At 67.9% G+C, this 26,963-nt stretch carries 20 protein-coding genes and 2 pseudogenes; 14 read left to right on the top strand and 8 right to left on the bottom strand.

The window, feature by feature from the left end; translation table 11 throughout:
- The first annotated feature begins 116 nt into the window (after positions 1 to 116).
- The 5 genes and pseudogenes from ACTWQO_RS22670 to ACTWQO_RS22650 all read left to right on the top strand — a co-directional run.
- Positions 117 to 1,187 (top strand): LLM class flavin-dependent oxidoreductase, encoded by a 1,071-nt coding sequence (locus ACTWQO_RS22670; RefSeq protein WP_443239166.1) that lies wholly within the window; start codon positions 117 to 119, stop codon positions 1,185 to 1,187.
- On the top strand, positions 1,184 to 1,849 hold the full coding sequence (locus tag ACTWQO_RS22665; RefSeq protein WP_443239165.1) for an NADPH-dependent F420 reductase: 666 nt from the start codon (positions 1,184 to 1,186) through the stop codon (positions 1,847 to 1,849). Before ACTWQO_RS22670 ends, ACTWQO_RS22665 begins: the two co-directional genes overlap by 4 nt.
- On the top strand, positions 1,846 to 2,238 hold the full coding sequence (locus tag ACTWQO_RS22660; protein WP_443239164.1) for a GNAT family N-acetyltransferase: 393 nt from the start codon (positions 1,846 to 1,848) through the stop codon (positions 2,236 to 2,238). The genes ACTWQO_RS22665 and ACTWQO_RS22660 overlap by 4 nt, the downstream gene beginning before the upstream one ends.
- A gap of 77 nt (positions 2,239 to 2,315) precedes the next feature.
- Entirely contained in the window at positions 2,316 to 3,158 is an 843-nt protein-coding gene (locus tag ACTWQO_RS22655; protein WP_443239163.1) for an alpha/beta fold hydrolase, read from the top strand.
- 244 nt (positions 3,159 to 3,402) lie between these two features.
- Positions 3,403 to 3,744, top strand: a pseudogene (locus ACTWQO_RS22650) (GPP34 family phosphoprotein); the annotation flags it as partial.
- A gap of 125 nt (positions 3,745 to 3,869) precedes the next feature.
- Here the strand turns inward: ACTWQO_RS22650 and ACTWQO_RS22645 are convergent.
- The 3 genes from ACTWQO_RS22645 to ACTWQO_RS22635 form a co-directional block, all read right to left on the bottom strand.
- Entirely contained in the window at positions 3,870 to 4,526 is a 657-nt protein-coding gene (locus ACTWQO_RS22645; protein WP_443239162.1) for a hydrolase, read from the bottom strand.
- A gap of 220 nt (positions 4,527 to 4,746) precedes the next feature.
- Entirely contained in the window at positions 4,747 to 6,054 is a 1,308-nt protein-coding gene (locus ACTWQO_RS22640) for an RICIN domain-containing protein (RefSeq protein WP_443239254.1), read from the bottom strand.
- A 101-nt stretch (positions 6,055 to 6,155) separates the two neighbouring features.
- Positions 6,156 to 7,586, bottom strand: coding sequence for an endo-1,4-beta-xylanase (locus ACTWQO_RS22635; RefSeq protein ID WP_443239161.1), 1,431 nt, complete (start codon positions 7,584 to 7,586; stop codon positions 6,156 to 6,158).
- Positions 7,587 to 8,265: 679 nt separating this feature from the next.
- Here ACTWQO_RS22635 and ACTWQO_RS22630 point away from each other — a divergent pair.
- The 9 genes from ACTWQO_RS22630 (at position 8,266) to ACTWQO_RS22590 (ending at position 20,850) form a co-directional block, all read left to right on the top strand.
- Positions 8,266 to 9,738 carry a non-reducing end alpha-L-arabinofuranosidase family hydrolase gene (locus tag ACTWQO_RS22630; protein ID WP_443239160.1) on the top strand — a complete coding sequence of 491 codons (1,473 nt, stop codon included), beginning with the start codon at positions 8,266 to 8,268 and terminating at the stop codon, positions 9,736 to 9,738.
- A 225-nt stretch (positions 9,739 to 9,963) separates the two neighbouring features.
- Complete coding sequence (locus ACTWQO_RS22625; protein WP_443239159.1) at positions 9,964 to 10,590, top strand: hypothetical protein; 627 nt, start codon at positions 9,964 to 9,966, stop codon at positions 10,588 to 10,590.
- A gap of 32 nt (positions 10,591 to 10,622) precedes the next feature.
- Entirely contained in the window at positions 10,623 to 11,432 is an 810-nt protein-coding gene (locus tag ACTWQO_RS22620; protein WP_443239158.1) for a universal stress protein, read from the top strand.
- Positions 11,433 to 11,699: 267 nt separating this feature from the next.
- Entirely contained in the window at positions 11,700 to 12,749 is a 1,050-nt protein-coding gene (locus ACTWQO_RS22615; RefSeq protein WP_443239157.1) for an NAD(P)-dependent alcohol dehydrogenase, read from the top strand.
- A gap of 53 nt (positions 12,750 to 12,802) precedes the next feature.
- Positions 12,803 to 14,632, top strand: a complete 1,830-nt coding sequence (locus tag ACTWQO_RS22610; RefSeq protein WP_443239156.1) for a glycoside hydrolase family 15 protein — start codon at positions 12,803 to 12,805, stop codon at positions 14,630 to 14,632.
- Complete coding sequence (locus ACTWQO_RS22605; RefSeq protein WP_443239155.1) at positions 14,629 to 15,987, top strand: glucose-6-phosphate dehydrogenase; 1,359 nt, start codon at positions 14,629 to 14,631, stop codon at positions 15,985 to 15,987. Before ACTWQO_RS22610 ends, ACTWQO_RS22605 begins: the two co-directional genes overlap by 4 nt.
- Entirely contained in the window at positions 15,987 to 16,511 is a 525-nt protein-coding gene (locus ACTWQO_RS22600) for a gluconokinase (RefSeq protein ID WP_443239154.1), read from the top strand. Before ACTWQO_RS22605 ends, ACTWQO_RS22600 begins: the two co-directional genes overlap by 1 nt.
- A 162-nt stretch (positions 16,512 to 16,673) precedes the next feature.
- The gene (locus tag ACTWQO_RS22595) at positions 16,674 to 17,090 is read left to right on the top strand and encodes a DUF7144 family membrane protein (protein ID WP_443239153.1); all 417 of its coding nucleotides are present in this window, start codon (positions 16,674 to 16,676) and stop codon (positions 17,088 to 17,090) included.
- A 415-nt stretch (positions 17,091 to 17,505) separates the two neighbouring features.
- Complete coding sequence (locus ACTWQO_RS22590) at positions 17,506 to 20,850, top strand: S8 family peptidase (protein WP_443239152.1); 3,345 nt, start codon at positions 17,506 to 17,508, stop codon at positions 20,848 to 20,850.
- A 76-nt stretch (positions 20,851 to 20,926) separates the two neighbouring features.
- Here the strand turns inward: ACTWQO_RS22590 and ACTWQO_RS22585 are convergent, their stop codons facing one another.
- The 5 genes and pseudogenes from ACTWQO_RS22585 to ACTWQO_RS22565 all read right to left on the bottom strand — a co-directional run bounded on the left by ACTWQO_RS22585 (position 20,927) and on the right by ACTWQO_RS22565 (position 26,399).
- Positions 20,927 to 21,694, bottom strand: coding sequence for an NPP1 family protein (locus tag ACTWQO_RS22585; protein WP_443239151.1), 768 nt, complete (start codon positions 21,692 to 21,694; stop codon positions 20,927 to 20,929).
- Positions 21,695 to 21,720: 26 nt separating this feature from the next.
- Positions 21,721 to 22,472: pseudogene (locus ACTWQO_RS22580) on the bottom strand (glycoside hydrolase family 19 protein).
- Positions 22,384 to 22,692, bottom strand: coding sequence for a ricin-type beta-trefoil lectin domain protein (locus ACTWQO_RS22575; RefSeq protein WP_443239150.1), 309 nt, complete (start codon positions 22,690 to 22,692; stop codon positions 22,384 to 22,386). The pseudogene ACTWQO_RS22580 and the gene ACTWQO_RS22575 overlap by 89 nt, the downstream one beginning before the upstream one ends.
- An 88-nt stretch (positions 22,693 to 22,780) precedes the next feature.
- Positions 22,781 to 24,994 carry an RICIN domain-containing protein gene (locus tag ACTWQO_RS22570; RefSeq protein WP_443239149.1) on the bottom strand — a complete coding sequence of 738 codons (2,214 nt, stop codon included), beginning with the start codon at positions 24,992 to 24,994 and terminating at the stop codon, positions 22,781 to 22,783.
- A 46-nt stretch (positions 24,995 to 25,040) separates the two neighbouring features.
- On the bottom strand, positions 25,041 to 26,399 hold the full coding sequence (locus tag ACTWQO_RS22565; protein ID WP_443239148.1) for a lectin: 1,359 nt from the start codon (positions 26,397 to 26,399) through the stop codon (positions 25,041 to 25,043).
- Positions 26,400 to 26,963: the final 564 nt, after the last annotated feature.

The raw sequence follows: 26,963 nt of genomic DNA, 5'->3' as shown, positions 1-26,963 counted from the left end.
GGACCTGGCCGGTGGGGAACCCTCTCAGGTCGCCCGGGACTGACGTCCCGTCCGGTCGTCACGAACCACGCATCGCCACACCCCGACACAACGAAAGCGTTGAGCGAGTGAACACGATGGATGTTTCGCGAATCGAGTTCGGTATCGACAGCTTCGGAGACCGGCCCCGAAACGACCAGGGCGTGATCGTCTCGCACGCGCAGGCCATCCGCGCCGCGGTGGCCGAAGCGGTCCTTGCCGACCAGGTCGGTATCGACGTTGTCGCGTTGGGTGAGCACCACCGGCCCGAGTACGCGATCTCCAGCCCTGAGACAGTACTGGCGGGCATCGCCACAGCCACGAAGCGCATCCGGCTCGCCTCGGGCGTGACGGTGCTGTCCTCGGACGACCCGGTGCGGGTGTTCCAGCGGTTCGCCACGGTCGATGCGCTCTCCAACGGCCGCGCCGAGGTGATCCTCGGACGCGGTTCCTTCACCGAGTCGTTCCCCCTGTTCGGGTACGACCTCAAGGACTACGAGGTGCTGTTCGAGGAGAAGATCGACCTCTTCCATCGTCTCCTGGACGAGAAGCCGGTCACCTGGGACGGCACCACACGCGCCGCCCTGCACAATGCGGACGTGTACCCGAAGACGGATTCGGGACGTCTCAACACCTGGGTAGGGGTTGGCGGGACACCGCACTCCGTGCTCCGCACCGCCCAATACGGCTTCCGGCTCATGCTCGCGATCATCGGCGGCGCTCCCGACCGGTTCGCGCCCTACGTGGATCTGTACCGGCGTGCCAGCGACGAGTTCGGCACGACCGCACAGCCGGTCGGAACGCATTCGCCCGGCTTCGTCGCCTCCACCGACGAAGAGGCCAAGGAACTCTTCTACCCCGGGTACAAGGAGATCCGCGACCGGATCGGGGGCCAGCGCGGCTGGCCGCCGCTCCGCCGGGAGGAATTCAACGCCGAGGTGGCCCGCGGGTCGCTGTATGTCGGCTCGGTCGAGACGGTCGCGACCAGGATCGCCCATGCCATCCGGGTCCTGAACGCGGGCCGGTTCGACATGATCTACTCCGCCGCCGGCACCGTTTCAGCCTCCGCACGTCTACGCTCGGTCGAGCTGTACGGCACCCAAGTCATCCCTCGGATCCGCGAACTTCTGGCCGAGCAGCCCGCGACCACGGCGGGAGCCACGCGATGACCAACCCTGCCACCACCATCGGGATCCTGGGAGCCGGGAAAGTCGGCACCGTCCTGGCACGCCTGGCGGTCACCGCCGGCTATCGGGTTCTGATCTCAGGGTCCAGTGACCCCTCCAAGATCGCGCTTACCGCCAGAATCCTCACCCCCGGAGCGACCGCCGTGTGGCCGGCCCAGGCCGCGGACGCCGCCGACGTGGTGGTCCTGGCTCTCCCGCTCGGCAAACACCGCGACCTCCCGGTTACGAAGCTGGAGGGAAAGCTGGTCATCGACGCGATGAACCACTGGTGGGAGATCGATGGTCCCCGCGACGGGGTCCTCCCGCCTGACGCCTCTTCGAGCGAAGTCGTTCAGCGGTTCCTGACGGGCGCACGTGTCGTGAAAGCCCTCAACCACATGGGCTACCACGACCTCGAAGACGAAGCTCGTCCAGCCGGCGACCTCGGACGCAAGGCCATCGCGATCGCCGGTGACTCCCCCGAGGATCTCGCCGTCGTGTCCGCGCTGATCGACACCCTCGGATTCGACCCCCTCCCCATCGGCGACCTCGCAGCGGGCGTCCGGCTCGAACCCGGCACCCCCGCCTTCGGAGCCAATGTCGACGCCGACCAGCTTCGCGTGCTCACCGACACCCCCGCTCCGGCAAAGCAGACAGTCAGATGACTCAGGGATTGACTGGCAACACCGGCGCATCCGTGACAGTCGAGCTCGATCTCGCCGGCCCGATCAGCTCCTACACAATTGTTCGCGCCGACGAAACACCCGTCGGCACAGCCGACTTCGTCGTCGTACCTGGCGCGAGCGAGGAACGAATATTCTTCCACACCGAGGTGTGTCAGGATTTCGGTGAACGTGATCTGGTTGCGCTGCTGGTGAGCAAGGCACTCACAGACAGCATTCGCGAAAACGTCACCGTCGTGCCGTTGTGCCCGATGTTCGCTCGCCATCTGCGGGTGCATGGCGACGAATTTGTCGCGAACGGCGGGGTTTTCCGTCAGCCGATACCTGACGACATAGGAGTAATCACGCGAGCCACGCTCGGCGAAGCGTGAGACCATCTCCTAACACAAAGTTCTCACACACAGATGTGGGCCGGAAATTGTTTCGTCGGCCAGAGGGGAAATCAATCATGGGTTACATCACCGTAGGCACGGAGAACAGTACGCCGGTCGAGCTCTACTACGAGGATCAGGGTTCTGGGCAGCCGGTCGTCCTGATCCACGGCTACCCGCTGAACGGGCACAGCTGGGAACGTCAGACGCGCGAGCTGTTGGCCCAGGGCTATCGGGTCATCACCTATGACCGTCGTGGCTTCGGCCAGTCGTCGAAGGTGAACTCCGGTTACGACTACGACACCTTCGCCGCTGACCTGAACACGGTTCTTGAGACCCTCGACCTGCGAGATGTCGTCCTTGTCGGTTTCTCGATGGGCACCGGGGAACTCGCCCGCTACGTGAGTCGCCACGGTCATGAGCGTGTCGCGAAGCTCGCCTTCCTCGCCTCGCTCGAGCCGTTTCTCGTCGCCCGCGACGACAACCCCGACGGGGTGCCACAGGAGGTCTTCGACGGCATCGCCGCGACCGCGAAGGGCGACCGGTACGCGTGGTTCACGCAGTTCTACAAGGACTTCTACAACCTCGGTGAGAACCTCGGCACGCGTATCAGCCAGGAGGTCGTGACCGGCAGCTGGAACGTCGCTATCGGCAGCGCCCCGGTGGCTGCATACGCCGTGGTCCCGGCATGGATCGAGGACTTCCGCGGCGACGTCGAGGCGGTCCGCGCGAGCGGCAAGCCCGCACTGATCCTGCACGGCACGAAGGACAACATCCTCCCGATCGACGCCACGGCACGCCGATTCCGCAAGGCACTGCCCGAGGCCGACTACGTCGAGGTCGAAGGAGCGCCGCACGGCCTGCTCTGGACCCACGCCGACGAGGTCAACACCGCGCTGCGCGACTTCCTCTCGAAGTGAGAGGTATGTGGCGCCGAACTGATGGTGAGGCGCCACATACGCCCCTCGAACGCGGGAGGGGTACGACATACCGTGGAGCACTCGCCAGCTCGCAGTTCACACCACAGGAGAGGGGACCGGCACATGCCTCAGCAGCCTGACGAACCATCCGGTCCTGGCTCCCCGATCCTGCCCGAGGACCTCTTGCTCCTGCTCTTTCAACCCGAGTCCGGAGTCATCGCGGGCGAGAACACTCTCTTCTGGCGTGCAGACGGTGCTCCCCGCGATCGGTCCGAGACTCCGTCACCCCCTGTTGGAACGCCTCATCGCACGCGGCGACATTCGCAGGGACAACCGCAAGGTACTCGGCTTCTTCAAGATGACCGTCCTCAAGGACGGCCAGAACGGGCGTCGGGCCGGCCTCCTTGAAGAAATCCGTGACGTCCTCGTCGACGGTAAGGAGCCAACCGCTCGCATCGCCGCACTTGCGGCTCTGATCTGGGCCAGCGGTACGCTCCCCCAGTGCGACCCGCAGATCCCCTGGACCCCGGCGGTGATCAACCGTGCGCAGGAGCTGAAACGCGGCAACTGGGGTGCCGGAGCCACGAGCGAAGCGGCCACACGCACCACGACCGCAGTCATCGTCAATAGCGTCATCAGCACAGCCGTCGTGACGTCCCAGCTGCCGGGTCGGCCCGCTGATCGTCTCGGCGGGCCGACCCGTGGACGGTGTCAGGCGTCGTTTCCGGTGGGCGTGGCGAGAAGCTGCATCTCCCACGCGAAGGCCACACCGCTGGCACCACCGTGCTGCGCCTGGACCTCGGCAACACCCTGCACGGTCTTCTCGCGGGCCCAGTCACGCTGCCACTCGCCCAGCACGGCCATCCAGGTGATCGGGACCACGCCCGCCTGGATCATGCGCTGCACCGCCATGTCGTGGGCCTCCTTCGAGACACCGCCCGACGCGTCGGTGACGACGAAGACCTCGAAGCCCTCGCCCGCCGCCTGTATCGCCGGCATGGCCACACAGATCTCCGTCCAGAGGCCGGCAATGATCAGCTTCTTGCGTCCTGTCGCCTTGACGGCATCCACGACCCGTTCGTCCTGCCAGGTGTTGATGAAGGTCCTGTTGATCGGCTTCTGCTCCGGGAACACATCCTGCAGATCCTGGAGAAGAAGGCCGCCGCGCTCCTCCAGGACGGTTGTCAGGATGGTCGGAACGTCGAACACCTTGGCGGCCTTGGCGAGCCCGACGGCGTTGTTGATGACCATCGTCGGTTCGTGGCTGTGCAAGTTGGCGACCTGGAACGGCTGGTGGTCGATGAGGGCGAGCACGCTCTGCTCGGGCGTCAGCAGCGCGTCGAGGCCGGTCTTGTTCTCGGTACTCACGAGACTCCCCTTCTGGAACTTTGCGTCCGCGGGTCTTCGACCCGAAACGGTTTGGTTGACGCGTCATCTACGCTAGATGTCGGTGATTGATGCGTCAACTAGCGGTCCCGACAGGGCCTCGACGGCTGCCATATCCGCAGGTCAGCGGAGTACTTGCGCTGCACCACGTCGGCGGAGTGGAGCCAGGGTCATCCTGGCTCCACTCCGTGGTGCGGGCGTGTCACTGGAACTGTGCGAAGAACCTCCAGATCTCTGCTTTGGTCCAGGTGGTGACGCCGCTTTCGTTGGGGGAGCCGTCGACCGGACCGGGTATGTGGCCGCCGTCGAACGCGGCCCATTGGACCGGGTATCCGGCACGGCAGCCCGAGTAGGTGGTGGTGATGTGCGTTCGGCTGCCCGGCGCGGGCTCGCGCGGGCTTTGGGCAGTGCAGCCGTTGTTGGCGACGAACTTGTCGCGCAGGGACCGTCCTTGCCCGATGTTGAGGACGTTGTCGCTGATGCCGTGGATTCCGAAGTAGGCGATGGGCTGGGTGCCGCCGCTGCACCCGCTGATCTGGGCGCCGGAGATGACCGCGACGGCCCTGAACGCGTTCGCCCGGCTGCATGCGAGTGCGTAGCTCATACCGCCGCCCCAGCTGAATCCCGTGGCGAAACGCTGTGCCGGGTTGACACAGAGACCGGCCTCGATGCGCCGGATCATGTCGTCGACGAAGGTGACGTCCTCACCGCCCGAATTGGCCCAGCCGTTGCCGAGGCCCTGGGGAGCGACGAGGATCGCGCCGTTGTTCGACTGTTCCTGCTGGCCGTAGTAGGACCAGGCGGTCCCGCTCGTGCCGCCCGAGGCCACCTCGTTGGCGGTTCCGCCGCGCCAGTGGAACGCGAAGATCAGCCGGTAGGGGTGGCTGTTGTCGTAGTTGGCGGGAACCCTGAGGATGAAGCTGCGGCTCTTGCCGCCGCTTTGAATCGTGTGCGTACCGCTCGCCAGAGTCGGGGCGCTGCCGCATCCGCTGCCGCCACCGCCACCGGTCGACAGCTTGACCATCTGCCATTGCTGGTTGGCGCCGCCCCAGTCGGAGTACTGGACGACGTTGCCGCCGTCGGCCGTGGAGGCGCCCTGCACCTCCACCGCCTTGTTGCTGGTGCGGTTGATCAGCCGGACGTGGCCCCCGTCGGAGTCGGCCAGGCGGAACTGCTGGTTGGCCCCGTTGTGGTCGGCCCACTGCTGGATCGCGGCACCGTCTGCGGTCGAGGCACCGGCCACGTCGAGAACCTTGCCCGAATGCCGGGCCTTGAGGCGGTAGAAGCCGCCGCCGGAATCCACGAACTGCCACTGCTGGTTGGCTCCGTCGTGGCGCGTCCACTGGCTGACCCGCGCGCCGTCGGCAGTGGACGTGTCAGAGACGTCCAGCGCCTTGCCGCTGGTGCGATTGACCAGGACGTACCAGGCATTGGTGTCCACCGTCGCCGCCTCGGCGGGCGCCGGGTTCACCGCGCCGAGCATGCCGATCGCGAGCGCCGTCGCCACCACGGCGGCGACCCGGGACCACCAGCGATGTCCGCGTGGAGGGGCGGGGGAAGCCGCACCGTAGGACTTCAATCGACTCACCCTTTCGTTTGTGGCAGGCCCCATCAGGTGCGGGTCCAGCGTTGGTTGCTGCCGTTCGAGCAGGTGTAGAGCTGGATCAGGGTGCCGTTGGCGGTGCCGGATCCGACGCCGTCGAGGCAGAGGCCGGACTGGACGCCGACGATGGATCCGTCGGAGTTGAGGCGCCATTTCTGGTTGTCGCCGCCCCAGCAGCTGTAGATCTGGACTTTGGCGCCGGTGCCGGTGCCGGCGGCGTCCAGGCACTTGTTGCCGTAGACCTTGAGCTCGCCGGCGTCGGTCTGCGTCCACTGCTGATTGGTGCCGCTGTGGCAGTCCCACAGCTGGACCTGGGTGCCGTCCGTGGTGCTGGCGTTCGGCACGTCCAGGCAGCGGCCTGAACCGACACCCTTGATCTGTCCGGAACCCTCAGGGGGCGTGGAGGAGCCGCCGTTGAGTGCGTTGAGGACGGCGGTGTAAGCGGGCTTCTTGCTGCCGTCGGAGTTGAACAGCAGCGGCGTGTGCTGCGGACGCCAGGAGTCGCTGTCGCGCACACCCCAGACGGTGATGCCGAGGCAGCGCGGGACGGCCAGGCAGTCGTTGGTCACGTTGGCGTAGGTCGTGGCCGAGGCGCCCTGGATGTCGAGCTCGGTGATGGCCACATCCACACCGAGGGCGGCGAAGCTCTGCAGAGTGGTGCGGAAGTTGGCGTTGTACGGGCTGTCGTTGTTGAAGTGGGCCTGGAAGCCGACGCAGTCGATCGGGACGCCGCGCTGTTTGAAGTCGCGGACCATGTTGTACATGGCCTGGGTCTTGGCCCACGTCCAGTTCTCGACGTTGTAGTCGTTGTAGCAGAGCTTGGCGGCCGGGTCGGCGGCGCGCGCGGTGCGGAAGGCGACCTCGATCCAGTCGTTGCCGGTGCGCTGCAGGTTGGAGTCGCGCCGGGCTCCCGAACTGCCGTCGGCGAAGGCCTCGTTCACGACGTCCCACTGGGCGATCTTGCCCTTGTAGTGGGCCATCACGCCGTTGATGTGGCTGATCATCGCCTGGCGCAGGTTGCTGCCGCTGAGGCTCTGCATCCAGCCGGGCTGCTGGGAGTGCCAGGCCAGGGTGTGGCCGCGCACCTGCTTGCCGTTCTGCACCGCCCAGTTGTAGACGCGGTCACCGGCGGCGAAGTTGAACTGGCCCCGCTGCGGTTCGGTGGCGTCGATCTTCATCTCGTTCTCGGCCGTCACCGAGTTGAATTCGCGGCTCGCGATCGACGTGTACGCCGAGTCGCCCAGCCTGCCCGAGGCGATGGCGGTGCCGAAGTATCGGCCGCTCTGCGCCGCCGCGGCGCCGAGCGTGCTCTCGGCGGCGTGTGCGGGCGGCGGCGCGACCAGTGCGGCGACCGTACCGAGGACGCCGACGACCAGCGCCAACAGCAGGCCGCGCATCTTCCGGCGGATAACGGATCTGGGAAGGGCATACGAGCCCATGACTTGCCTCCAAGGTAGAAATCACGGAAGGACTGAAACGCAGGGGGACGCGTCGTCCGCTCCCACTCGGCAGACGGACGGGACGGGCAGAAACCCGGTCGGCCGTCGGGCGGCGTACGGCTGGCGGCGGGCGGCGGGCGGCGGCAGTGTTTCGACACAGGCATGGGGGTACCTCCATCGCGGCTCAGCCGGGGGACCGCCACGCGGCGTCGCGCACCTCTCCGACTGCGCGACGAGCCAGGATGCGCTGGTGCGAACCTCACCGGAACGAAACGGGGTGGCGCAGGTGCTGGTGCATTGGTGCGCGGATCTGCCGTGCAGCACAGATTGCTCAGGGCCTACGCGATTCGATATCTCGAACCATGGCCGCTTCCTCAGACACGGATGATTGAGGTGTTGACGATGAGTCGTCAATACTCCTCGCACAAGAAGTTTCGGTTCCCCGCCCGAAACTTTCCGGGCTCCCTGTCGGCGCGACAGCTGGTCAAGTCCAAAGGGGAGGCGCTGTTTGTGGACAGATCGGCGACAGGCCTTGACCCGAGGGCCCCACATTCCTAGCTTGTGGCGTCACAGCATCCGGGAATTCCTCGAAACATTCGAGATTACCTTGCCCTCCGGCACGTCCGCTCTGCGGTTCATCGGGGTCACCTCACCCCCACCCCCCAAAGGAGGCCCTCTGATGTGGTTTCGCCACCCATCCCCGGTCCGTCTCAGACGCTTACTAGCCGTCCTTGCGCCCCTGCTGCTCGTGGCTACCTTCCTCGGTGCTCAGCCGGCCAGTGCGGCGACCGTCGACCCCAACGCCTCATATGTGCTGGTCAACCGCAACAGCGGTAAGGCCCTGGACGTCTACAACCTGGCGACCGGCGACGGCGCCCGCATCACCCAGTGGACGAGGAACGATCAGAACCAGCAGCAGTGGCAGTTCGTCGACTCCGGCGGCGGTTACTACCGCATCAAGTCCCGCCACTCCGGCAAGGTGCTGGACGTCCACAACTTCTCCACCGCAAACGGCGGCTCGATCGTCCAGTGGGCCGACCTGAACGGCACCAACCAGCAGTTCCGGCTGGCCGACAGCCCGGATGGCTACGTGAGGCTCATCGCGCGCCACAGCAACAAGGCACTCGAAGTACAAGGCGGCTCCACCGCCGACAACGCGAACGTCGTCCAGTACGACGACTGGGGTGGCACCAACCAGCAGTGGCAGCTCGTCAAGGTCGGCGGCGGCGACCCCGGCCAGTGCGATCTTCCGTCGACATACCGCTGGACATCGACGGGCGCGCTGGCGCAGCCCAAGGCTGGGTGGGCCTCGCTCAAGGACTTCACCGTCGCCCCCTACAACGGCAAACACCTCGTCTATGCGACGACGCACGGCGTGGGACAGGGATCGGGCTGGGGCTCGATGAACTTCGGCCTGTTCACCAACTGGCCGGAGATGGCCTCGGCCAGCCAGAACACGATGTCGAATTCCACCGTCGCGCCCACGCTCTTCTACTTCGCGCCGAAGAACATCTGGGTGCTCGCCTATCAGTGGGGTCGGACCGCGTTCTCCTACCGGACGTCGAGCGACCCGACCAACCCCAATGGCTGGTCAGCAGAGCAGCCTCTCTTCTCCGGAAGCCTCCCCGACTCCGGAACAGGACCCATCGATCAGACGCTCATCGCTGACGGCACGAACATGTACCTGTTCTTCGCCGGTGACAACGGCAAGATCTACCGGGCCAGCATGCCGATCGGGAACTTCCCGGGCAGTTTCGGCTCGAACTACACAACGATCATGAGCGATACGAGGAACAACCTGTTCGAAGCCCCGCAGGTCTACAAGCTCCAGGGCCAGAACCGCTACCTCATGATCGTCGAGGCGATCGGCTCGCAGGGCCGCTACTTCCGCTCGTTCACGGCCACCAGTCTGAACGGCCCATGGACACCCCAGGCCGCGACCGAGAGCAACCCCTTCGCCGGCAAGGCCAACAGTGGCGCCACCTGGACCAACGACATCAGCCATGGCGAACTGATCCGCGCCAGCGCCGATCAGACCTTCACCGTCGATCCCTGCAACCTGCAGTTCCTCTACCAGGGACGCGACCCCAACTCCGGCGGCGACTACGGCCAATGGCCCTACCGGCCGGGTCTGCTGACACGGCAGCGCTGACGGCGTGACACGAGTCCGGCTCCGGTATGGAGCCGGTATGGCGGGCTCGGCGAAAGGTCGAGCCCGCCCGCGTCATGCGACAACGCCAGCGCTTGACGGGTTGGGCCCGCCCGGCTCGGCCTCCAGTCATCGCTGCCATACGAACGGCCCAAGCCGAATCGACGTGCCGCCGGTGTGACGCCGACGATGGAGGGGATCCATCCGGCCAGGCGCAAGGACGACAGGATGCTGCGAGACCACCCCGGCCGCGCGGGCAGAGCCGGCCACCGAGCCCTCGTAGCGGCACTCGGCTGTGCTCTGTCCGCCGTTGCCATCACTGGATGCGGCGACGATGAGGACAACGGCTCCTCGCCCGCGCCGACCACGAGTAGCCCCAATGCCGCGTCCTTCTCCGGACTGCCGCCGTCGGCGCTGGCCTCCGAGGCCGCTTCGGCGATCGCGTCCGCTCATGCTTCGGCTTCGGCGGCGGCCTCCTCGGCGTCTGTCCGCGCCTCTGAGTTCGAGGCATCCGTTGAGGCTGAGGCCGCCCGCGCCGGTGCCACCGCGCAGAAGGTGCTCAAGGACGTCGAGGGACGCGGCAACGCGGTGTCCGAGGTCGGCATGAAGGGCCTGCCCAGGAACGAGACGAGTGGGCTGCTCGCCGTGCTGGTCACGATCACCAACAAGACCGCCGACAGGGCCTCGTACGCCGTGCAGATCGACTTCGAGAACTCCTCCGGAAAGGTCGTCGAGACGAGATTCGTCGGCGCGGAGAACCTCGAACCGGGCGCGAAGCAACAACCCATCGCCTTCAGTCGCCAGCCTGCGGACGCACAACTCACTCCCCGTCTCGCCAAGGCACAGCGGTACTGACGTCGCAGGGGGGATCGAGCCATGGAGGAGTGATGGGCAACCTGGTGGTTGTGGGAGCGGACGGCTCGTCGTCGAGTCTCGCCGCGGTGGAGACGGCCTCCAGGGAGGCCCAGCGACGTCGTGCGGAACTGCGCGTGGTGTACGCCCTCAACTGGCCGGTCAGACCTATGTACGCGCCGCTGGACACCACGCCGCTCAATCGCCTGGTCAGCGAGGCCGCGGACCTGGCGCGGAGCGTGGCCCCGGAGGTGACGGTCACGGAGGCCATGGTGCCCGGCGACACGGTGTCCGTGCTGGAGGCCGAGTCGCAGGCGGCGGAGCTGCTGGTCGTGGGTGCCCGTGGGGTGGGGGGCTTCATCGGCATGCTGCTGGGATCGACGGCGGCGTCCTTGACGGCCCACAGCCCGTGCCCGGTGATGGTGGCCCGTGAGGAGTCGACCGACGCCGGCCCGATCGTGCTGTGTGTCGACGGCTCCCCCGCGGGAGAGGCGGCGGTCGAGTTTGCCTTTGCCGAGGCGGCGCTGCGCGGAGCCGAGATCGCCGCCGTGCACGTATGGCTCCCGGACCACGCGCCGGCCGGTACCGGAGTCGAGCCTGCGGAGCGGTTGCTGGCCCAGGCGCTCGCCGGGCACGCGGACAAGCAACCGGATGTCAGGGTCAGGCGCGAGGTGGCGAGTGGCGAAGCCCGGGAGGTGCTGATCGAGAGAAGCAGGAACGCCCAGCTCGTGGTCGTCGGCGCGCGGGGGCACGGCGGGTTCGCAGGTCTGCTCCTGGGGTCGGTGAGTCAGGCGCTGCTCCACCACGCGCACAGTTCCGTCGTCGTGGTCCGCGGCCAGACGTGATCAGACATGTCGTGAGAAACGTAGGGCGGTCGGGGCACCGGCCGGGCGATGTCATAGGCGCCGACAGACCGCTCGGCCTGATGAAACCCGGTCTGCGCCGAGCGGCCCTCTGTTTTCGCTGAAAGGCATCGCTCTCGGAGAGTGGCATCGTGATCCGTCACGACTCCCGGGAATGCCAGAGCAGAAGCCGCACGACCGGCCACCGCGCGATTCGGCCAGCGCCGCCCTCCTCGGGGTGGCGACGCACCGACAGGAGGGACAGAGAAGTTGAAGGCATTCGTGATGAAGGAAATCGGGCGTGTGGGTTTCATGGAAAAGCCCATTCCGCCGCTGGGTCCCGGCGACGCGCTCGTGCGGACGAGCCGGGCCCTCATCTGTACGTCCGACTCCCATACCGTCCAGGGCGGCATCGGTCCCAGGCAGGACCTGACGCTGGGACATGAGGCAGTGGGTGTCGTGGATGCCATTGGCAGCGAGGTAAGAGACTTCCAGCCCGGCGACCGTGTGCTGGTCGGCGCCATCACTCCCGACTGGGGCGACCGGGCTTCCCAGAACGGCTACCCCTCGCAGTCCGGCGCGCCGCTCGGAGGCTTCAAGTTCGCGAATTCCAAGGACGGAGTCTTTGCTGAGTATTTCCACGTGAACGACGCCGATGCCAACCTTGCGAAGATCCCCGACGGTATCTCCGACGCGGCGGCCGTCTACTGCGCCGACATGATCTCCACCGGATTCATGGGCGCGGAGCACGGAAACATTCCGATGGGCGGGACCGTGGCCGTCCTCGCGCAGGGGCCCGTCGGCCTGATGGCGACAGCAGGGGCCAGGCTCCGTGGCGCCGGACTCGTCATCGGGGTCGAATCGGTCCCCAGCCGGCAGAAGCTCGCGCGGATGTACGGCGCGGACGAGATCGTGGATTTCTCCAAGGAGGACGTTGCCCAGCGAATCCTTGAGCTGACCCATGGGCAGGGGGTCGACACCGCCATCGAGGCGCTCGGCGCGGACGTGACGTTCCAGACCGCCGTCAAGATCACCAAGCCCGGCGGCACGATCTCCAACACCGGCTACTTCGGCGAAGGCGAATTCGTGCGCATCCCGCGCGTCGAATGGGGCGTCGGCATGGCCGACAAGACGATCGCGACGGGACTCTGCCCCGGCGGCAGACTGCGCATGGAGCGACTACTGCAGGCGCTGGAGACAGAGCGCATCGATCCCTCGCACATGACGACCCACGAGTTCCGCTTCGATGACATGGAGCGGGCCTTCGAGGTCGCGGACAAGAAACTCGAAGACGTCGTGAAGGTGATGATCACCTTCTAGAAGTCCTCGTCCAGAAGTCCTCTTCTAGACGCCCTCCTTGGAAGCGAGGCGGCATGCACGATCCCGATCCACCGTTCCGGCCGGTCCGCAGGCGGGAGGGTTACCTGCCGCTGGAGGACCTCGGCCTCATCGGGGACGGCACCACCACCGCGCTGGTGGGCCTGGACGGCTCCATCTCGTGGCTGTGCCTGCCCCGCTTCGATGCCGAACCCCTGTTCTGCGGCTTGTTGGACCACGCACGAGGCGGGCATTTCACGCTGGCGCCGGAGGACCTGGTGGAAGCGCGGCAGCGCTACGAACCGGACACCGGCGTCCTGACAACCGAACTGCGCAGCCCCACCGGCCTGGTGCGCATCACCGACGCCCTGGCCCTGCGCACCGGCGCCGACCTCACCGATGACACACCCGCCGGCCGATCCGAACTCGTGCGCTCGGCGGTCGTGCTGGCCGGGCACGTCCGCCTGCGAGCCGACCTGGAGCCCCGCGGCGGCGCGCAGACGCGGGGCCTGTTCAGCGGACTGGAAGTGCGCCCGCTCCGGCGGCCGGACCTGCGGCTTCATCTACGCTCCAACCGTCCCCTGGCCGGCCTGCACAGCACACACGACCTGCACCAGGGCGAGCGCCTCGATCTCGTGTTGTCCTGGGGCCGCTTCCATCGTCACCACCGCCTCGACACCGACGCGACACTGCGGGCAACCGCCGACGCATGGCGCCGTTGGATGAAGCATTTCGACTACGACGGTCCCGAGGAACCCCTGGTCAGGCGTGCCGCGATCACGCTGAAACTGTGCGACGACTGGGCCAACGGCTCGCTGGTCGCCGCCCCCACCTCGTCTTTGCCCGCACCGATCGGCGGAATCCGCAACTGGGACTACCGCTACGCCTGGATCCGCGACGCCGCCTTCGCCGTGTTCGCCCTGCGCCGCATCGGCTTCCGCGGCGAGGCCGACGCCTTCCTCGGCTGGGTTCTCGACGCCTTCGAATACAGCGGACAGCCCCGGATCATGTACGACCTCCGGGGTGGTCCGGTGCCGGACGAGGTCGAGGACAGCGAGCTGGAGGGCTACCAGCGCTCAGCCCCGGTGCGCTGGGGCAACGGAGCGGCTGACCAGCGCCAGCATGACGTCTACGGCGAGATTCTGGACTGCGCCGACCAGTGGCTGCGCTCCGGCGGCGAGATCCAGACCGAGCTGTGGGCGAGCCTGGCCAACCTGGCCGACGCGGCTGAGCGGGCCTGGCGCCAGCCGGACCAGGGCATCTGGGAAGTACGCAGTGAGGGCCGGGTGTTCACGTACTCGGCCGGGCTGTGTCAGGTGGCCCTGGACCGGGCCGCGCAGATGGGTGAGCGGCTCGGCCTGCCCGGGCGGATCGCACAGTGGCGCGCCTCGGCCGACCAACTGCGTCAGCTCATCCTGGAGCAGTCCTGGGACGAGAACGGGCAGACCCTCAGCGCACACCTGGACGGCGGCGGCGTTCTCGACGCCAGCCTGCTCGCGCTCCCGCTGCGCCATGTGGTGCCGGCTGATCACCCACGGATGGTGGCGACCACCACCGCCATCGCCGAACGCCTTTCGGCGGGCGGCGGGCTGGTCTACCGATACCTGCACAAGGAGTCCCCCGATGGTCTGGCCGGCGACGAGGGCGCCTTCGTGCTCTGCAGCTTCTGGCTGGTCGACAACCTGATCGGCCAGGGCCGGATTCAAGACGCCGAAGAGCTGTATGCCTCGTTGTGCGCCCGGGTGAGCCCGCTGGGACTGCTGTCGGAGCAGATCAACCCGGTCACAGGAGAGTTCATGGGCAACTTCCCTCAGGCGTTCAGCCACATCGGGATCATCGCCAGTGGCGTGAACCTCGCCCGAGCGAAGGCGGGCGGACAAGGATGATCAACCGGCTGGCCGTATTCGGCGCGACAGGCGATCTCACCGCACGCTACCTGCTGCCGGCGCTGGCCGCCCTCCAGGCGGCAGGACACCTCGGCGACCGGCTGCAGTTGACCGGCGCAAGCAGGGAGGACTGGAGCAGCGAGCAGTACCGGGAGTGGATCGCCGCCCAGCTCGACCGTCACGGCGGACCCGGTCCGGACGATGCCAAGAAGGCGATCGCGGCCTCGGCACACTACCTGCGGTGCGATGTCACCGAACCCGCCGATGTCGCCGCGGCCATCGCCGGTGACGGCCCGGTCGCGGTCTACCTCGCCCTCCCTCCGGCACTCTTCCCCCGCGTGGTCACGGCACTGCATGGGGCAGGTCTGCCGGAGGGTAGCCGGATCGTGTTGGAGAAGCCGTTCGGCGAAGACCTGGCCGGTGCGCAGGAGCTCAACCGGCTGCTCGCGGACCTCGTGCCGGAGCAGGCGGTGTTCCGGGTCGACCACTTCCTGGCGATGACGACGGTCCAGAACGTACTCGGCAGCCGTCTGGCCAACCGGGTGCTGGAGCCCATCTGGAACAGCACCCACATCGCCGAAGTGGAGATCGTGTGGGACGAGACCCTCACGCTGGAAGGCAGGGCCGGCTACTACGACCACGTCGGGGCGCTCAAGGACATGCTCCAGAACCACCTCCTGCAGTTGCTCTGCCTGGTAGCCATGGAGCCGCCCATCACCCTCGGCGAGCGGGACCTGCGCGACCGCAAGGTCGACGTACTGCGATCCGTGCGGCCCTTGACCGAGTACGACGTCGTGCACCGCACGCGGCGCGCACGCTATCTGCCCGGCAGAATCGGCGAGCGCGACATTCCCGCCTACGTCGACGAGGAAGGCGTCAGCCCACAGCGCCGTACCGAGACCTTCGCCGAGGTGGAACTGGAACTGGACAGCTGGCGCTGGGCCGGTACCACCTTCCGGCTCCGCAGCGGCAAAGCGCTCGGGGCGGATCGCAAGGAGGTGGCGGTGCGCTTTCGCGCCGTACCTCACCTGCCCTTCGGACACAGCGGAGAAGCCCTGCCCAACGTGCTCCGCTTCGAGCTCGAACCGGAAGGGCTGGCCCTTGATCTGACCGGCATCGGTTCGCATGCCGACGAGCTGACTCCGCTCTCGCTGACCGCGGAGATGGAACCACCGGGCATGCCTGCCTACGGGCGGCTCCTGCTGGACGTCCTGAAGGGAGATCCCGCCCTGTCCATCCGCGGCGACGAGGCCGAGGAAGCGTGGCGGGTCCTCGAACCCGTACTGTCCGCCTGGGAGAGGGACCTTGTACCACTGGAGGAGTACCCGGCCGGTTCAGAAGGTCCAAGCGTGTGATGTCCCCCAGCGCCGAGCCCCGCACCGCGTGCATCGTGGTCATGGGAGTCGCCGGCACCGGCAAGTCCACGGTGGGCCGACTGCTCGCCAAGCGGCTGGGCATCCCCTTCGCGGAGGCGGACGAGTTGCACCCGCCGGCCAACATCACGAAGATGTCGGCCGGTATCCCGCTCGACGACGCGGACCGTCAGCCCTGGCTGGAGTCCATCGGCCGCCGGCTGCACGAACGGGACGCGGCCGGCACCGGCTGCGTGGTCTCCTGCTCCGCGCTGAAGCGACGCTACCGTGACACGCTGCGAGCGGCCTGTCCTCACGTGTTCTTCCTCCACCTGACAGCCAGCCCCGAGCTGCTGGCGGAGCGGATCGGCCACCGCAAGGGACACTTCATGCCCGAGGTGCTGCTCGACTCGCAGCTCGCCGACCTCGAGCCCCTCGAACCGCACGAGCGAGGAGCCGAGTTGGACGCCACAGCAGACCCGGACACCATCGTCGACATGGCTACGGCCGTACTGCCGACTTCGTGAAGTGGGTTCCCGGGCATGTCCCGGCGCGGTGTCCCTCACCCAGACGGCCTGCTGCGGTCGCCGGGGGCGGGCGGTGGGGGAAGGCTGGGACCGTCGTTACAACGCGGCCGCCCCAGCCACGGCGGTCTCCCGCGTGATCACATCGTGTGGAAGGGCCGTGACATGGCACAGGCAACCGGCGGGGTCCAGAAGCCCCAGAGCAGCGCGCGGCTACTGGGCGGGGGCCTTGCCCTCTTCGCCGGCTGGGCGCTGGAGTTGAGCGGGACGCTCAGCATCCTTCTCGGCGTCGTCGGCGTCACTCGCGACACCCTCTTCAGCTCCCCCGACTACACCTACGAGTTCAGTCTGACGGCCTGGGGCTGGATCCACATCGTCATCGGCATCGGGCTCGTCGCCGCCGGCTTGGGAGTACTGCTCGGCAAAGACTGGGGCAGAGGGGCCGGCGCGGCACTGGCAGCGGTCAGCCTGATCACCCAGTTCATGTTCATCCCCTTCTACCCTCTGTGGTCGATCAGCGTGATGACACTCGACCTCCTCACCCTCTGGGCATTGGCCAGGTCCACGGTGGTGGACGACTAGGGCCCGAAGCTCCGGGCCCGGGCGGAACTCGCTGAAGGGCGTCCTCATTTCCGGCCCGTTCGTGTCGGCTTGCCTAGGCCGGTGTACTCGGAGCCGGTGAAGTCGTACGCGTACGCCTCGCTCAGGGCGGCATCGTCCCCGGCATATCCCTCGAAGTCGTCGACCCAACAGGCAGCGGTGCGACCTCACCGAGGAGGACCACTGCCGAGTCGGTGAGCGTCTCGCCGTGCACGCGCGCACTCACGTCTCCTTTTGACATGGCGATGATCTCTCGCGCCGGGAGCCCTCGCCGTTCGGTTTGTCTGCGCCCTCTCGCCCCCACCGATGTACGAGCGCGCCGCCGAGAACCACACGCGTCCCACGCGCGTGGTAGCGGAGAACGCATTGGCATGCACAAAAAGGCGGGGGAACGCGAGTGGGATCCACAGTACGCGCGAGAACGGCGGCACTTGCCGCGCTGACGGCCGGGGCGCTGCTCACGGGGGCGGTATCCGCCGGCGGCCTGCCGGCGCGAGGCGTTGCCTCCGCCGCGAAGGAGGGACCGAAGCCACCGGCGACTGTCACGCTGGTCACCGGTGACCGCGTGGACGTCGGCTCCGACGGCCAGGTCGTTCGGCTTGCGCGCGGCAAGGGCCGCGAGGAGATCGGCTTCTCGGTGCGGCGTGAGGCCGGCCACACGTACGTCGTCCCACAGGACGCCCTGCGCCTGGTCGCCGACGGCGTGCTCGACCGGCAGCTCTTCGACGTAGCGCAGCTGGTCCGGGACGGGTACGACGACGCGCACCGCACCACGCTGCCGCTGATCGTCGGCTACCGGCAAGACCGCACCGGAGCAAGGGACTTCAGCGCAGGCGGCGACCCGTTCGCGGGTTTGGTCGTCCGGGAGCGCCGTGCGCTGCCTGCGGTCGGCGGGGAGGCCTTCGAGGCGCCCAAGGCCGGTGCGCCTGCGCTGTGGGCGGCCGTCACAGGCCGCTCTTCGGCCCGTACGTCAGGAGGTACGGCCGCCGCCGCGCGGCCCGTCGCCCATGTCTGGCTGGACGCGAAGGTCCGGGGCACCCTGGCCGAGAGCGTGCCGCAGATCGGTGCGGCCGCCATGTGGGAGTCGGGCTACACCGGCAAGGGCATCAAGGTGGCTGTCCTGGACTCGGGCGTGGACGAGACCCACCCCGACCTCGCGGGCGTCGAGGTGGCGCAGAAGAACTTCAGCGAGTCCCCCGTGGTCAAGGACCGCTTCGGGCACGGAACGCACGTGGCCTCCATCCTCGCCGGAAGCGGCGCGAAGTCCGACGGCCGCTACAAGGGCGTGGCGCCCGGCGTGAAGGTGCTGGACGGCAAGGTCCTGGGCGATGACAACTTCGGATCCACCTCGGGCATCGTCGCCGGCATGCAGTGGGCCGTCGACCAGGGCGCGCGGGTCGTCAACATGAGTCTGGGCGCCCTCGACAGCCCGGAGGTCGACCCGATGGAGGCGGCCATCGCCCGGCTCTCCGGCAAGGCCCTGTTCGTGGTGGCCGCGGGCAACTCGGGCGATGGTCCCCGTAGCATCTGGTCGCCCGGCAGCGCCCCTGCGGCGCTCACCGTGGGCGCCGTCGACAAGCAGGACCAGATCGCCGATTTCTCCAGCCGCGGCCCGAACCTCGACGGCACGCCCAAGCCGGACATCACCGGCCCCGGCGTGGACATCACAGCCGCCCTGACCACGCAGGGCGAACAGCCCCCGGGTGAGGGCTATGTGGCGCAGTCCGGCACGTCGATGGCCTCTCCGCACGTGGCGGGCGCCGCCGCCCTGGTGCTCCAGCAGCACCCGGACTGGAGCGGAGCCCGGTTGAAGGCGCTCCTGACCGGTTCGGCCAAGCCCAACCCGCTGCTGAACGCCCATCAGCAGGGCGCGGGCCGGGTGGACCTGGCACGCGCCGCCACTGCCGTGGTCGTCTCCGAGCCCGGCTCCCTCGCCTTCGGCACGCACGCCTGGCCGCACGCGGACGACAGGCCGGCTTCCAAGACCCTCACCTACCGCAACTACGGCACCCGGGCCGTCACCCTGCGGCTGAGTGCCTCCGGGGCCGGCCCGTCGGGCGGCCCCGCCCCGGCCGGCATGTTCACCATCAAGGACGCCCAGCTCACCGTTCCGGCCGGCGGCACCGCGAAGACCACGGTCACCGCCGACACGCGCAAGGGCACCGTCGACGGCGTGTTCGGCGGCACGGTGCTGGCGTCGGGAGACGGCCAGGAGGTGCGTACCGGTCTCGTGGTCGAACGGGAGGTGGAGTCGTACGACGTCACGGTGCGGCACATCGACGCCGACGGGGCGAACCCGCCCACCTACACGACGATGATCACCCCGGGCGACGGGCTCGGCGGGCCCATGGAGCTCCCCTACCGCGCGAACGGCACGGTGGTCCAGCGGCTGCCCAAGGGGTCCTACCAGCTGGAGAGCATGGTCTTCGCCCGGGACAACGAGCTGGGCTTCTTCGTCCAGCCGGTGCTGGAAGTGAACCGGAACATCACGGTCACTCTCGACTCCCGCAAGGCGAAGCCGCTCGCCGTGAAGGCCCCGGATCCGGCCGCGAAACTCGTCACCTCCACCGTCGGCTACTACGACTTGGCTGTGGGAGCGTTCAACTCCTGGTCCACCAACGGGGTGCCGCCGATCCGCACCGCCGCCCTCGGTCCGGCGTCCGACAGGATGCGGGCCCAGTTCAACGGCGTGTGGAAGAGGCCCGGCGCGGCCGGCGCGAACGTCGACTACCGGCTCGCCTTCAACCGTAAGGGGAGCTTCTTCACCGGCCTGAACCGCACCGTCACCCGGGCCGAGGTCGCCGAGGTGAAGCTCGGCTTCGGCGCCTCCGTCACCGGGGCAAAGGGCCTGGTCCACATCACGCCGCTGGACGACCTCGGGAGCGGCGTCGGCATACCGGAACCGCAGGAGCAGAAGCTGCCGCAGGCCACCACGCACTACCTCAGTACGACCGGGGTGCGCTGGTCCTGGACGGCCGCACAGCTCGACTCCCGCAGCGAGGAGGTGCGCATGCAGTACACGAAGAAGGAGGTGACCTACAAGCCGGGCTCCAGCCACGCGCTGAAGTTCAACACCGGTGTGGTCGGCCCCGATCTCGCGGCGGGCGGTCCCGACGAGCAAGGTGCCAATCGGACCGGCGACTACATCGACACCAGGATCCCGCTGTTCAACGACGGCAGCGGTAACCCTGGGTCCTCGATCGTCACGCGCGGCTTCGCCCGGCTGGAATCCGGCGGGCGGATCCTCGGGGAGGGCCCGGCCACGGACTGGCTGAGCGCCGAAGTCCCCGCCGCCTCCGCCGCGTACCGCCTGACGGTCGAGGCGAGCCGCTCCGCCGCGGACACCTCCACCAGTACGAAGGTGGCAGGGGTGTGGACGTTCACCTCGGCCCGGCCGACGTCGGACGACACGGTCAAGCTGCCGCTGTCGACGGTGCGGCTCGCGCCGAAGCTGAGCCTGCGCGGGACGGCTCCGGCGGGCAGCACGCTCAAGGTGCCGCTGAAGCTGAGCGGCGCAGCCGCCGCGGCCGGGCAGGTCGCCGCGCTGACCGTGAAGGTCTCCTACGACAGCGGCCGGACCTGGAAGCCGCTCACCGTGACGACCGACGCGCGGGGCGCGCGCTCGGTGAGCGTGAACCACCCGGCGACCGCCAAGGCCGTGTCCTTCCGGGTGGACCTCAAGGACACGGGGGGCAACACCGTACGCGAGACGATCACGAACGCTTACCGGCTCGCTCCGTGAGGTGACCCGGAGCCGGTGACCGTCACCCGCCGCCGGTGAACCCTCCGGCCTGGTCCCCGCACCTGCGGGGACCAGGTCAGGCATACGGGTCGAAGGGGATTCCGGTCGGGCTCGCGTAGTCGAGAGCCCATTGGAAGTCGCCGTCGTCGATCTTGAAGGTGGCCGAGCCGAAGTCGGCGTTGCTGAGCTTGTCGCGGTAACCGGCCGGGTAGCCCTCCCAGCCGACGAGCCGCGGGTAGAACCAGTTGCCCGTGGCGTTCTCCGCCGGCTCGTCGTTGGTGTTGGCGAAGCGGAAGCAGTGGCTGGAGATGCCGTCCTTGTGGTACACGATCTTCGGGTGGGTGCCGTCGAAGCGGATGTCCGACCGAGCGAGCGTCTGGTAGGTGTTGTGCTGGGACACCGACACGTACTGGACCTCGTTGTTGTTGATCCACACGATGACGTGTTCCCAGTCGTGGGTATGCCCGAGGGCCGCCGGGCCGAGCGTGATCTGGTCCTTCTCGAAGTAGCTGGCGTACATGACCGCGCACCAGCCGTTGTTGCACTTCTCGCGCGAGTAGGTGTTGGCGTTGTTCAGCTGGGCGGGGTCGTGGCACTTGCCGTTGACGTCGCCGCCCAGCGGCAGGCCGGGATTGATGGTGCCGTCGGCGCCGATGGCGGCGGTGGCGTAGCAGCCGTCACCGTCGTAGTCGTAGGCAGGGGCGAAGGTCTGCTCCAGGCCGTTTGCGTTCTGCGGCAGCAGGGTCAGGACGTCTGCGTGAGCGGTCGCCGGGATCGCGACGACGAGCGTCATCGCACCGAGGGTGCCGAGAAGGACGTGGGCGAGGGATCTCAACTTGCGCATGCGGGCTCCTTGTTGAGCGGCCGTCGTCAGCAGTAGAGGTTGCCGCCGGGTGAGACGCCGAGGATCGAGGTGAAGCGGTTGTAGTTGTCGACGCGGCTCTGCACCTGGGCCGGGTTCTTGCCGTCGCACTCCAGGGAGCCGTTGATGGAGCGGATGGTCTGGCCGAAGCCGGCCTGGTTGACCATGGCGTTGTGCGGGGTCATGGTGCCGGGACCGGACTGGGTGTTCCAGTACCACAGGCCGGTCTTCCAGGCCACGGCCGCGTCGTTCTGCACCAGCCAGGGGTTGCCCAGCAGGCGGCCTGGCCCGCCGGGCAGCCGTAGGGCTGGCTCCAGTCGCAGTAGTGCGGGTAGTTGGCCTGGTTCTGCTCGACGATGTGGACCAGCCCGCCGGTCTCGTGGCTGACGTTGGCGAGGAAGGCGGCGGCCTCCTGCTTCTTCACCGTGTCGCTGCCGGTGTTGGCGAAGCCGGGGTAGGCGCTCAGCGCGGCGGTCAGGCCGCTGTACGTGTAGAAGGAATTCCGGTTCGGGAACATCTGCTTGAACTGCGCCTCGCTCACCACGAATCCGGACGGGTTGCCGCCACCACCGCTCGCGGGCGCGCTCCACTTCTGGTTCGCGCCGCCGGTGCAGGTCCAGATCTGCAGCCGGGTGCCGTTGGCGCTGTTGTTGCCGGTGACGTCCAGGCACTCAGTCCCACAGCTGGACCGCCGCACCGTCGGCGGTGCTGCGGTCGACGACGTCCAGACACTTGCCGAGTGCACGCAGGGTTCCGTCACCGGAGTTGGACCAGATCTGGGCGCTGGATCCGTTGCAGTCGTAGAGCTGTACGGCGGTGCCGTTGGCGCTGCTGGCGCCAGCGACGTCGACGCACTTGCCGGCGAGCCCGGTGATCGAGCCGTCGGCTGCCTGGGCGGGCGTCACGGTGAACAAGGCGGTGAGTACGGCGGAGAGCGCGGCGAAGATCGCGAACCGGCCGAGGAGACGGGGTCTGTGCATGGCTGAGGACGCTCCTTGGGTGTAGGGGGTGGAACGGCCGTCCCTGGAGACTGGAGCGCAGGGACGGCCGTCGGCGGAGCTGGTGTGCTTAGGGGTAGCTGGTCAGATTGGCCACGTTGGTCGTGGAGTTGGACGGGCCTCCCGTGTTGTTGACGACGTGCCGGATGGTGCCCACGCCGCCGAGGGAGACCGTCACCATGCTGGTGAAGCGCACATTGGAGTTGTTCGGCGCCTCGATGGCCCGCTCGGCGGCCACGCTCGGGTTGACGTTGAAGTAGCAGTAGCTGCCGAATCCGTAGACCTGATGGCTGGTGACGGAGTCGGCGACCTTGTACGCCGCGTAGCCCTGCGTGGACCCGTTCATCCAGGACGACTGGTTCGGCGGGTCGTAGGGCATCTCGTTCTGGTAGAAGTACGTCCGGCCGCCGTTGCCGTTCCAGATCGTCTGGTACTTCTGGTAGTGCTCGACGAACAGGCCGTACATGGTGACGTTGTCGCCGTTGACGATCAGTCCGGTGTCGCCGGTGTTGGAGTTCCAGCCGATGCCGGTGCCGTGGTCGCCGCGCCAGATCCAGGTGTGGTCGCCGATGACGTTGTCGCTGTTGACGACGAGGCTGGTGGTGGCCTTGCCGACGGCGGCGCCGCCGACGCGGAAGTACACGTCGTGCAGGGACGTCGGGTTGGCGGCGTGCGAGGCGGACGAGCCGGTCGGGCCGATCTCCATCAGGGTGGGCGAGTTGGTGGTGCCGGCGTCGAAGAGGACGCCCGCGACCTTCACGCCGTCGACGTCGGCCACCTTCATCGCGGTGATGCCGTTGTCCGGGATGAACGTGGCCAGGCCCAGGCCGAGGACGACGGTGTTGGCGCGGTTCACCTGGAGCGTCTGGTTGAGGTGGTAGACGCCCGGGGTGACGAGGAGGTTCTTGCCCGCCGCCAGCGCCGCGTTGATGTCCGCGGCGGTCGCGCCCGGCTTGACGACGTAGAAGGTGTCCATGGACAGCGAGGTGCCGGAAGGTGATCCACCCGTCCAGCTGGTGCCGGTGGAGTTGGACCGTATCGACGGCACGAACACCTGGTAGGCGCCGTTCTCGTCGACGTACAGGAACGGCTTCTCACGGCTGACCGGGGTCTGCGGGACCGTGGTGTACGGCGGGCTGGGGAAGCTGGTGGCGGGGACGCCCTGGCTGCCGACGAAGACCATGTTCCAGTTGGAGCCGGTCCAGCTGCCGAGCTGGGAGTTGCGGGTCAGCCACTGCTGCTGGCTGCCGGAGTTGACCTGTCCGTCGATCTTGGTGTCGGCGAGGAGACCGCCGCTGGACCAGCCGCCGTCGTCCAGGGCGAGGTTGCCGCGCAGATGCATACGGCGATACGACGCCGCCTGTGAGACCGCCCAACGGTCGTTGCCGCCGGTCGGGTTGACGGACAGGTTCTCGGTGCCGCGCCAGAAGTTCTGGGTCGCGTTGCCCTGGAACCAGTCCGCTTCGGCGTGCACCGCGCCGTTGATCGTGACCGCGTCCGGACTCAGACCGAGGCCCGCGACCTGGGTGTAGAAGCCGACGTTGACGTCCGCGTCGTAGGAGCCCGGCTTGAACAGGACGGCGTGGCGCTGGGCGCCGAACTGGTTCGTCTCCTGCTGCTGGAAGATGGTGTTGAGCCTGCTCTGGATCGTCGACGCCGACATGGACGGGTCGAAGACGGCGACGTTCGGGCCGAGGTCCGGATTCGTGGCCGACGGCGTCACGGGGACCACCTGGAAGCGCTGGGCGGCGCTGCCGTTGCAGGTGAACTGCACGAACTGCACACTGTCCGCGGTCGAGGCGCCCGGGTCGTCCAGGCACTTGCCGCTGTTGCGGTTGACGAAGTGGTAGGCGCCGCCGCCCTCGTGAACCGGCAGCCACTGCTGGTTGGCGCCGCCGCCGTAGGCCCACAGGTGGACCGGCGCGTTGTCGGCCGTGGACGTATCGGCGACATCCACGACCTGACTGGTGTTGTTGCCGTTGTTGATCCGGACGTAGCCGTCGCTGGTGGCGGTGAAGCTCCACCGCTGAGCCGTGGTGCCGTTGCACTTGTACTGCTGCACGACGGTGCCGTTGGCGGTGCCCGCCGCATAGGCGTCCAGACACCTGCCGCTCGCGGCGTTCATGATGGTGGCGAAGCCGGTGGGCAGTGCCTCGGCGGCACTCGCCGCCGCGCTCGCGGGCGCGGGTGCGGTGGTGAGCAGGGAGGCGACGGTCGCGGTGACCAACGCGGCGGCACTGGATCTGCGGCGGCGCTTGAGTGCGGTGCGCAAAGAGGTGAGCACGGATTCTCCTTGCCGAAGGGCTCGGCGGACGGTGGGGGTGGCTGGATCAGCCGGTGTACGCGGCGAAGACGCGGGTGTAGTCCCAGTCGGACTGGCCCACACCGGAGCAGCTGTCGGCGGGGCCGCCGGTGCACGGGCGGTCCCGGTTGACGGACCAGAAGGTCAGCCGCGCCAGGTGGTGCTGCTGGGCGTAGGCGAGCATCGTCCGGAAGTCGTTCACCGTGACGGTCTCGTCCTGGTCGGTGATGCCGTTCATCGACGAGATGCCCATGGACCGGTAGGCCTGGTCGTCGCTGTAGCCGTACGCGGTCTTCAGCGCGTTCTTGAGGCCTTCGGCGGCCTGCACGGACAGGTTGCCCATGTTCTGGCCCATACCGCCGAAGTTGAACGGCATGATCGTCCAGGCGTCGACGGTCAGGCCCGAGCCGGCGGCCCGGTTGATCAGGCTGGTGTCGGGGCCGCTCTGGCCGGTGCCGATGGTGACGTACACCTTCAGGCCGGGGTTGTTGGCCTTGGCGGTCTTCAGGGCGTCGACGGTGCGCTGCTGCACGGTCGGGCTGTCATAGGCGTCGGCCTCTAGGTCGATGTCGATGGCCTTGAGCCCGAAGGCGCTGATGACCTTCTGGTAGGCCGCGGCCAGTTCACTCGCGGTGGAGCACGAACTCTCCAGTTTGTTGCCGCTCCAGCCGCCGAAGGACGGGACCACGTCGCCGCCGTTCGCCCGCACCGTGTTGATCGTCTGCTGGTCGACGCCGCCGGTCAGCGCACGGCCGCCGTCCCACTGGGGGTTGCAATAGCCGTTGCTGAGCACGAAGGCGAGCGTGAAGTACTTGACGCCGGTGGCGTTGGTGACCGTGGTGGGGCTCGGCGGGCTGCCCCAGCCGTTGTAGAGGTACGGGGCCACGGCCATCGACGCGGAGGGGGTGCCACCGTCGTCGGGGGCGGGCGCGGTCCACTTCTGGTTGGCGCCGCCGCTGCAGCTCCAGATCTGTATGCGGGTGCCGTTGGCGGAGTTATTGCCGGTGATGTCGAGGCACTTGTTCGCCTGCGGGTTGACGATGTCGCCTGCGGAGGAGACCGTCCACTTCTGGTTGGCGCCGGCGGTACAGCTCCACAGCTGCACCGTGGCGCCGTCGGCCGTCGAATTGCCGGTGACGTCGAGGCACTTGCCGAGGGCGCGGATGGTGCCGTCGCTGCCTACCGTCCACTGCTGGGCGGCGGTGCCGTTGCAGTCGTAGAGCTGGACGGCCGTGCCGTCGGCGGAGTTCGCGCCGGCGACGTCCAGGCATTTGCCGGCCAGGCCGGTGATGGTGCCGGTGGCCGCCTGCGCGGGGGACGCGGTGAGCAGGCCGGTGGCGAGGGAGAGAGCGGCGAGGGAGACAACTGCGGGGAGAGGTCTGGGCATGTGCACAGGGGCCCTTCGTGGGGGATGAGCAGGCCGAGGCGGCGTTCACCTTATGAACGGTGGATGCGTCACACGGTGCGATGCTGAGCCGTGAACCTAAAGGTCTGGACCGCTTTCGTCAAGTAGTGAAGTAAGTAGTGAAGGAAGCGAGTTATAGCTTCCGGTCAGCCTTCGTTCGCCCGTGGCGGCACGCATGCCCGGCGTTCCTCCCGCGTTGGCGCTCCCGCGAGGCAGTACTTCTTGGATCATCGTTCCGGAAGGCCGGCCTCCGAAGTCGCCCATGCCGTCCGGGAGTCGCTGTCGGCCATCGGTGCCTATCTGCTCAGCTTCGCCGTGATCCGCGCGCTCGACCGCTGCCTGCTCCACTGCTGGGGTACCGTGTCGCCCGCGCCGCCTGCCTGCTGCAGTACGCCTACCAGGGCATGAGTCCCAACTCGGGCGGCGACTACAACCTCCTCCCAAGGCAGCTCGGACCTCCTCACCCAGACCACTCGCCCCGGCACCCGGCACCGGCACCCGCACCCCGAACGCTCCGGCCGGAGCGCCATGGAGCGGGGGCCGATC

It is taken from the genome of Streptomyces sp. 4N124, from assembly GCF_052245395.1.
GTDB lineage: Bacteria > Actinomycetota > Actinomycetes > Streptomycetales > Streptomycetaceae > Streptomyces.
This window is presented reverse-complemented; position numbering and strand designations above follow the sequence as displayed.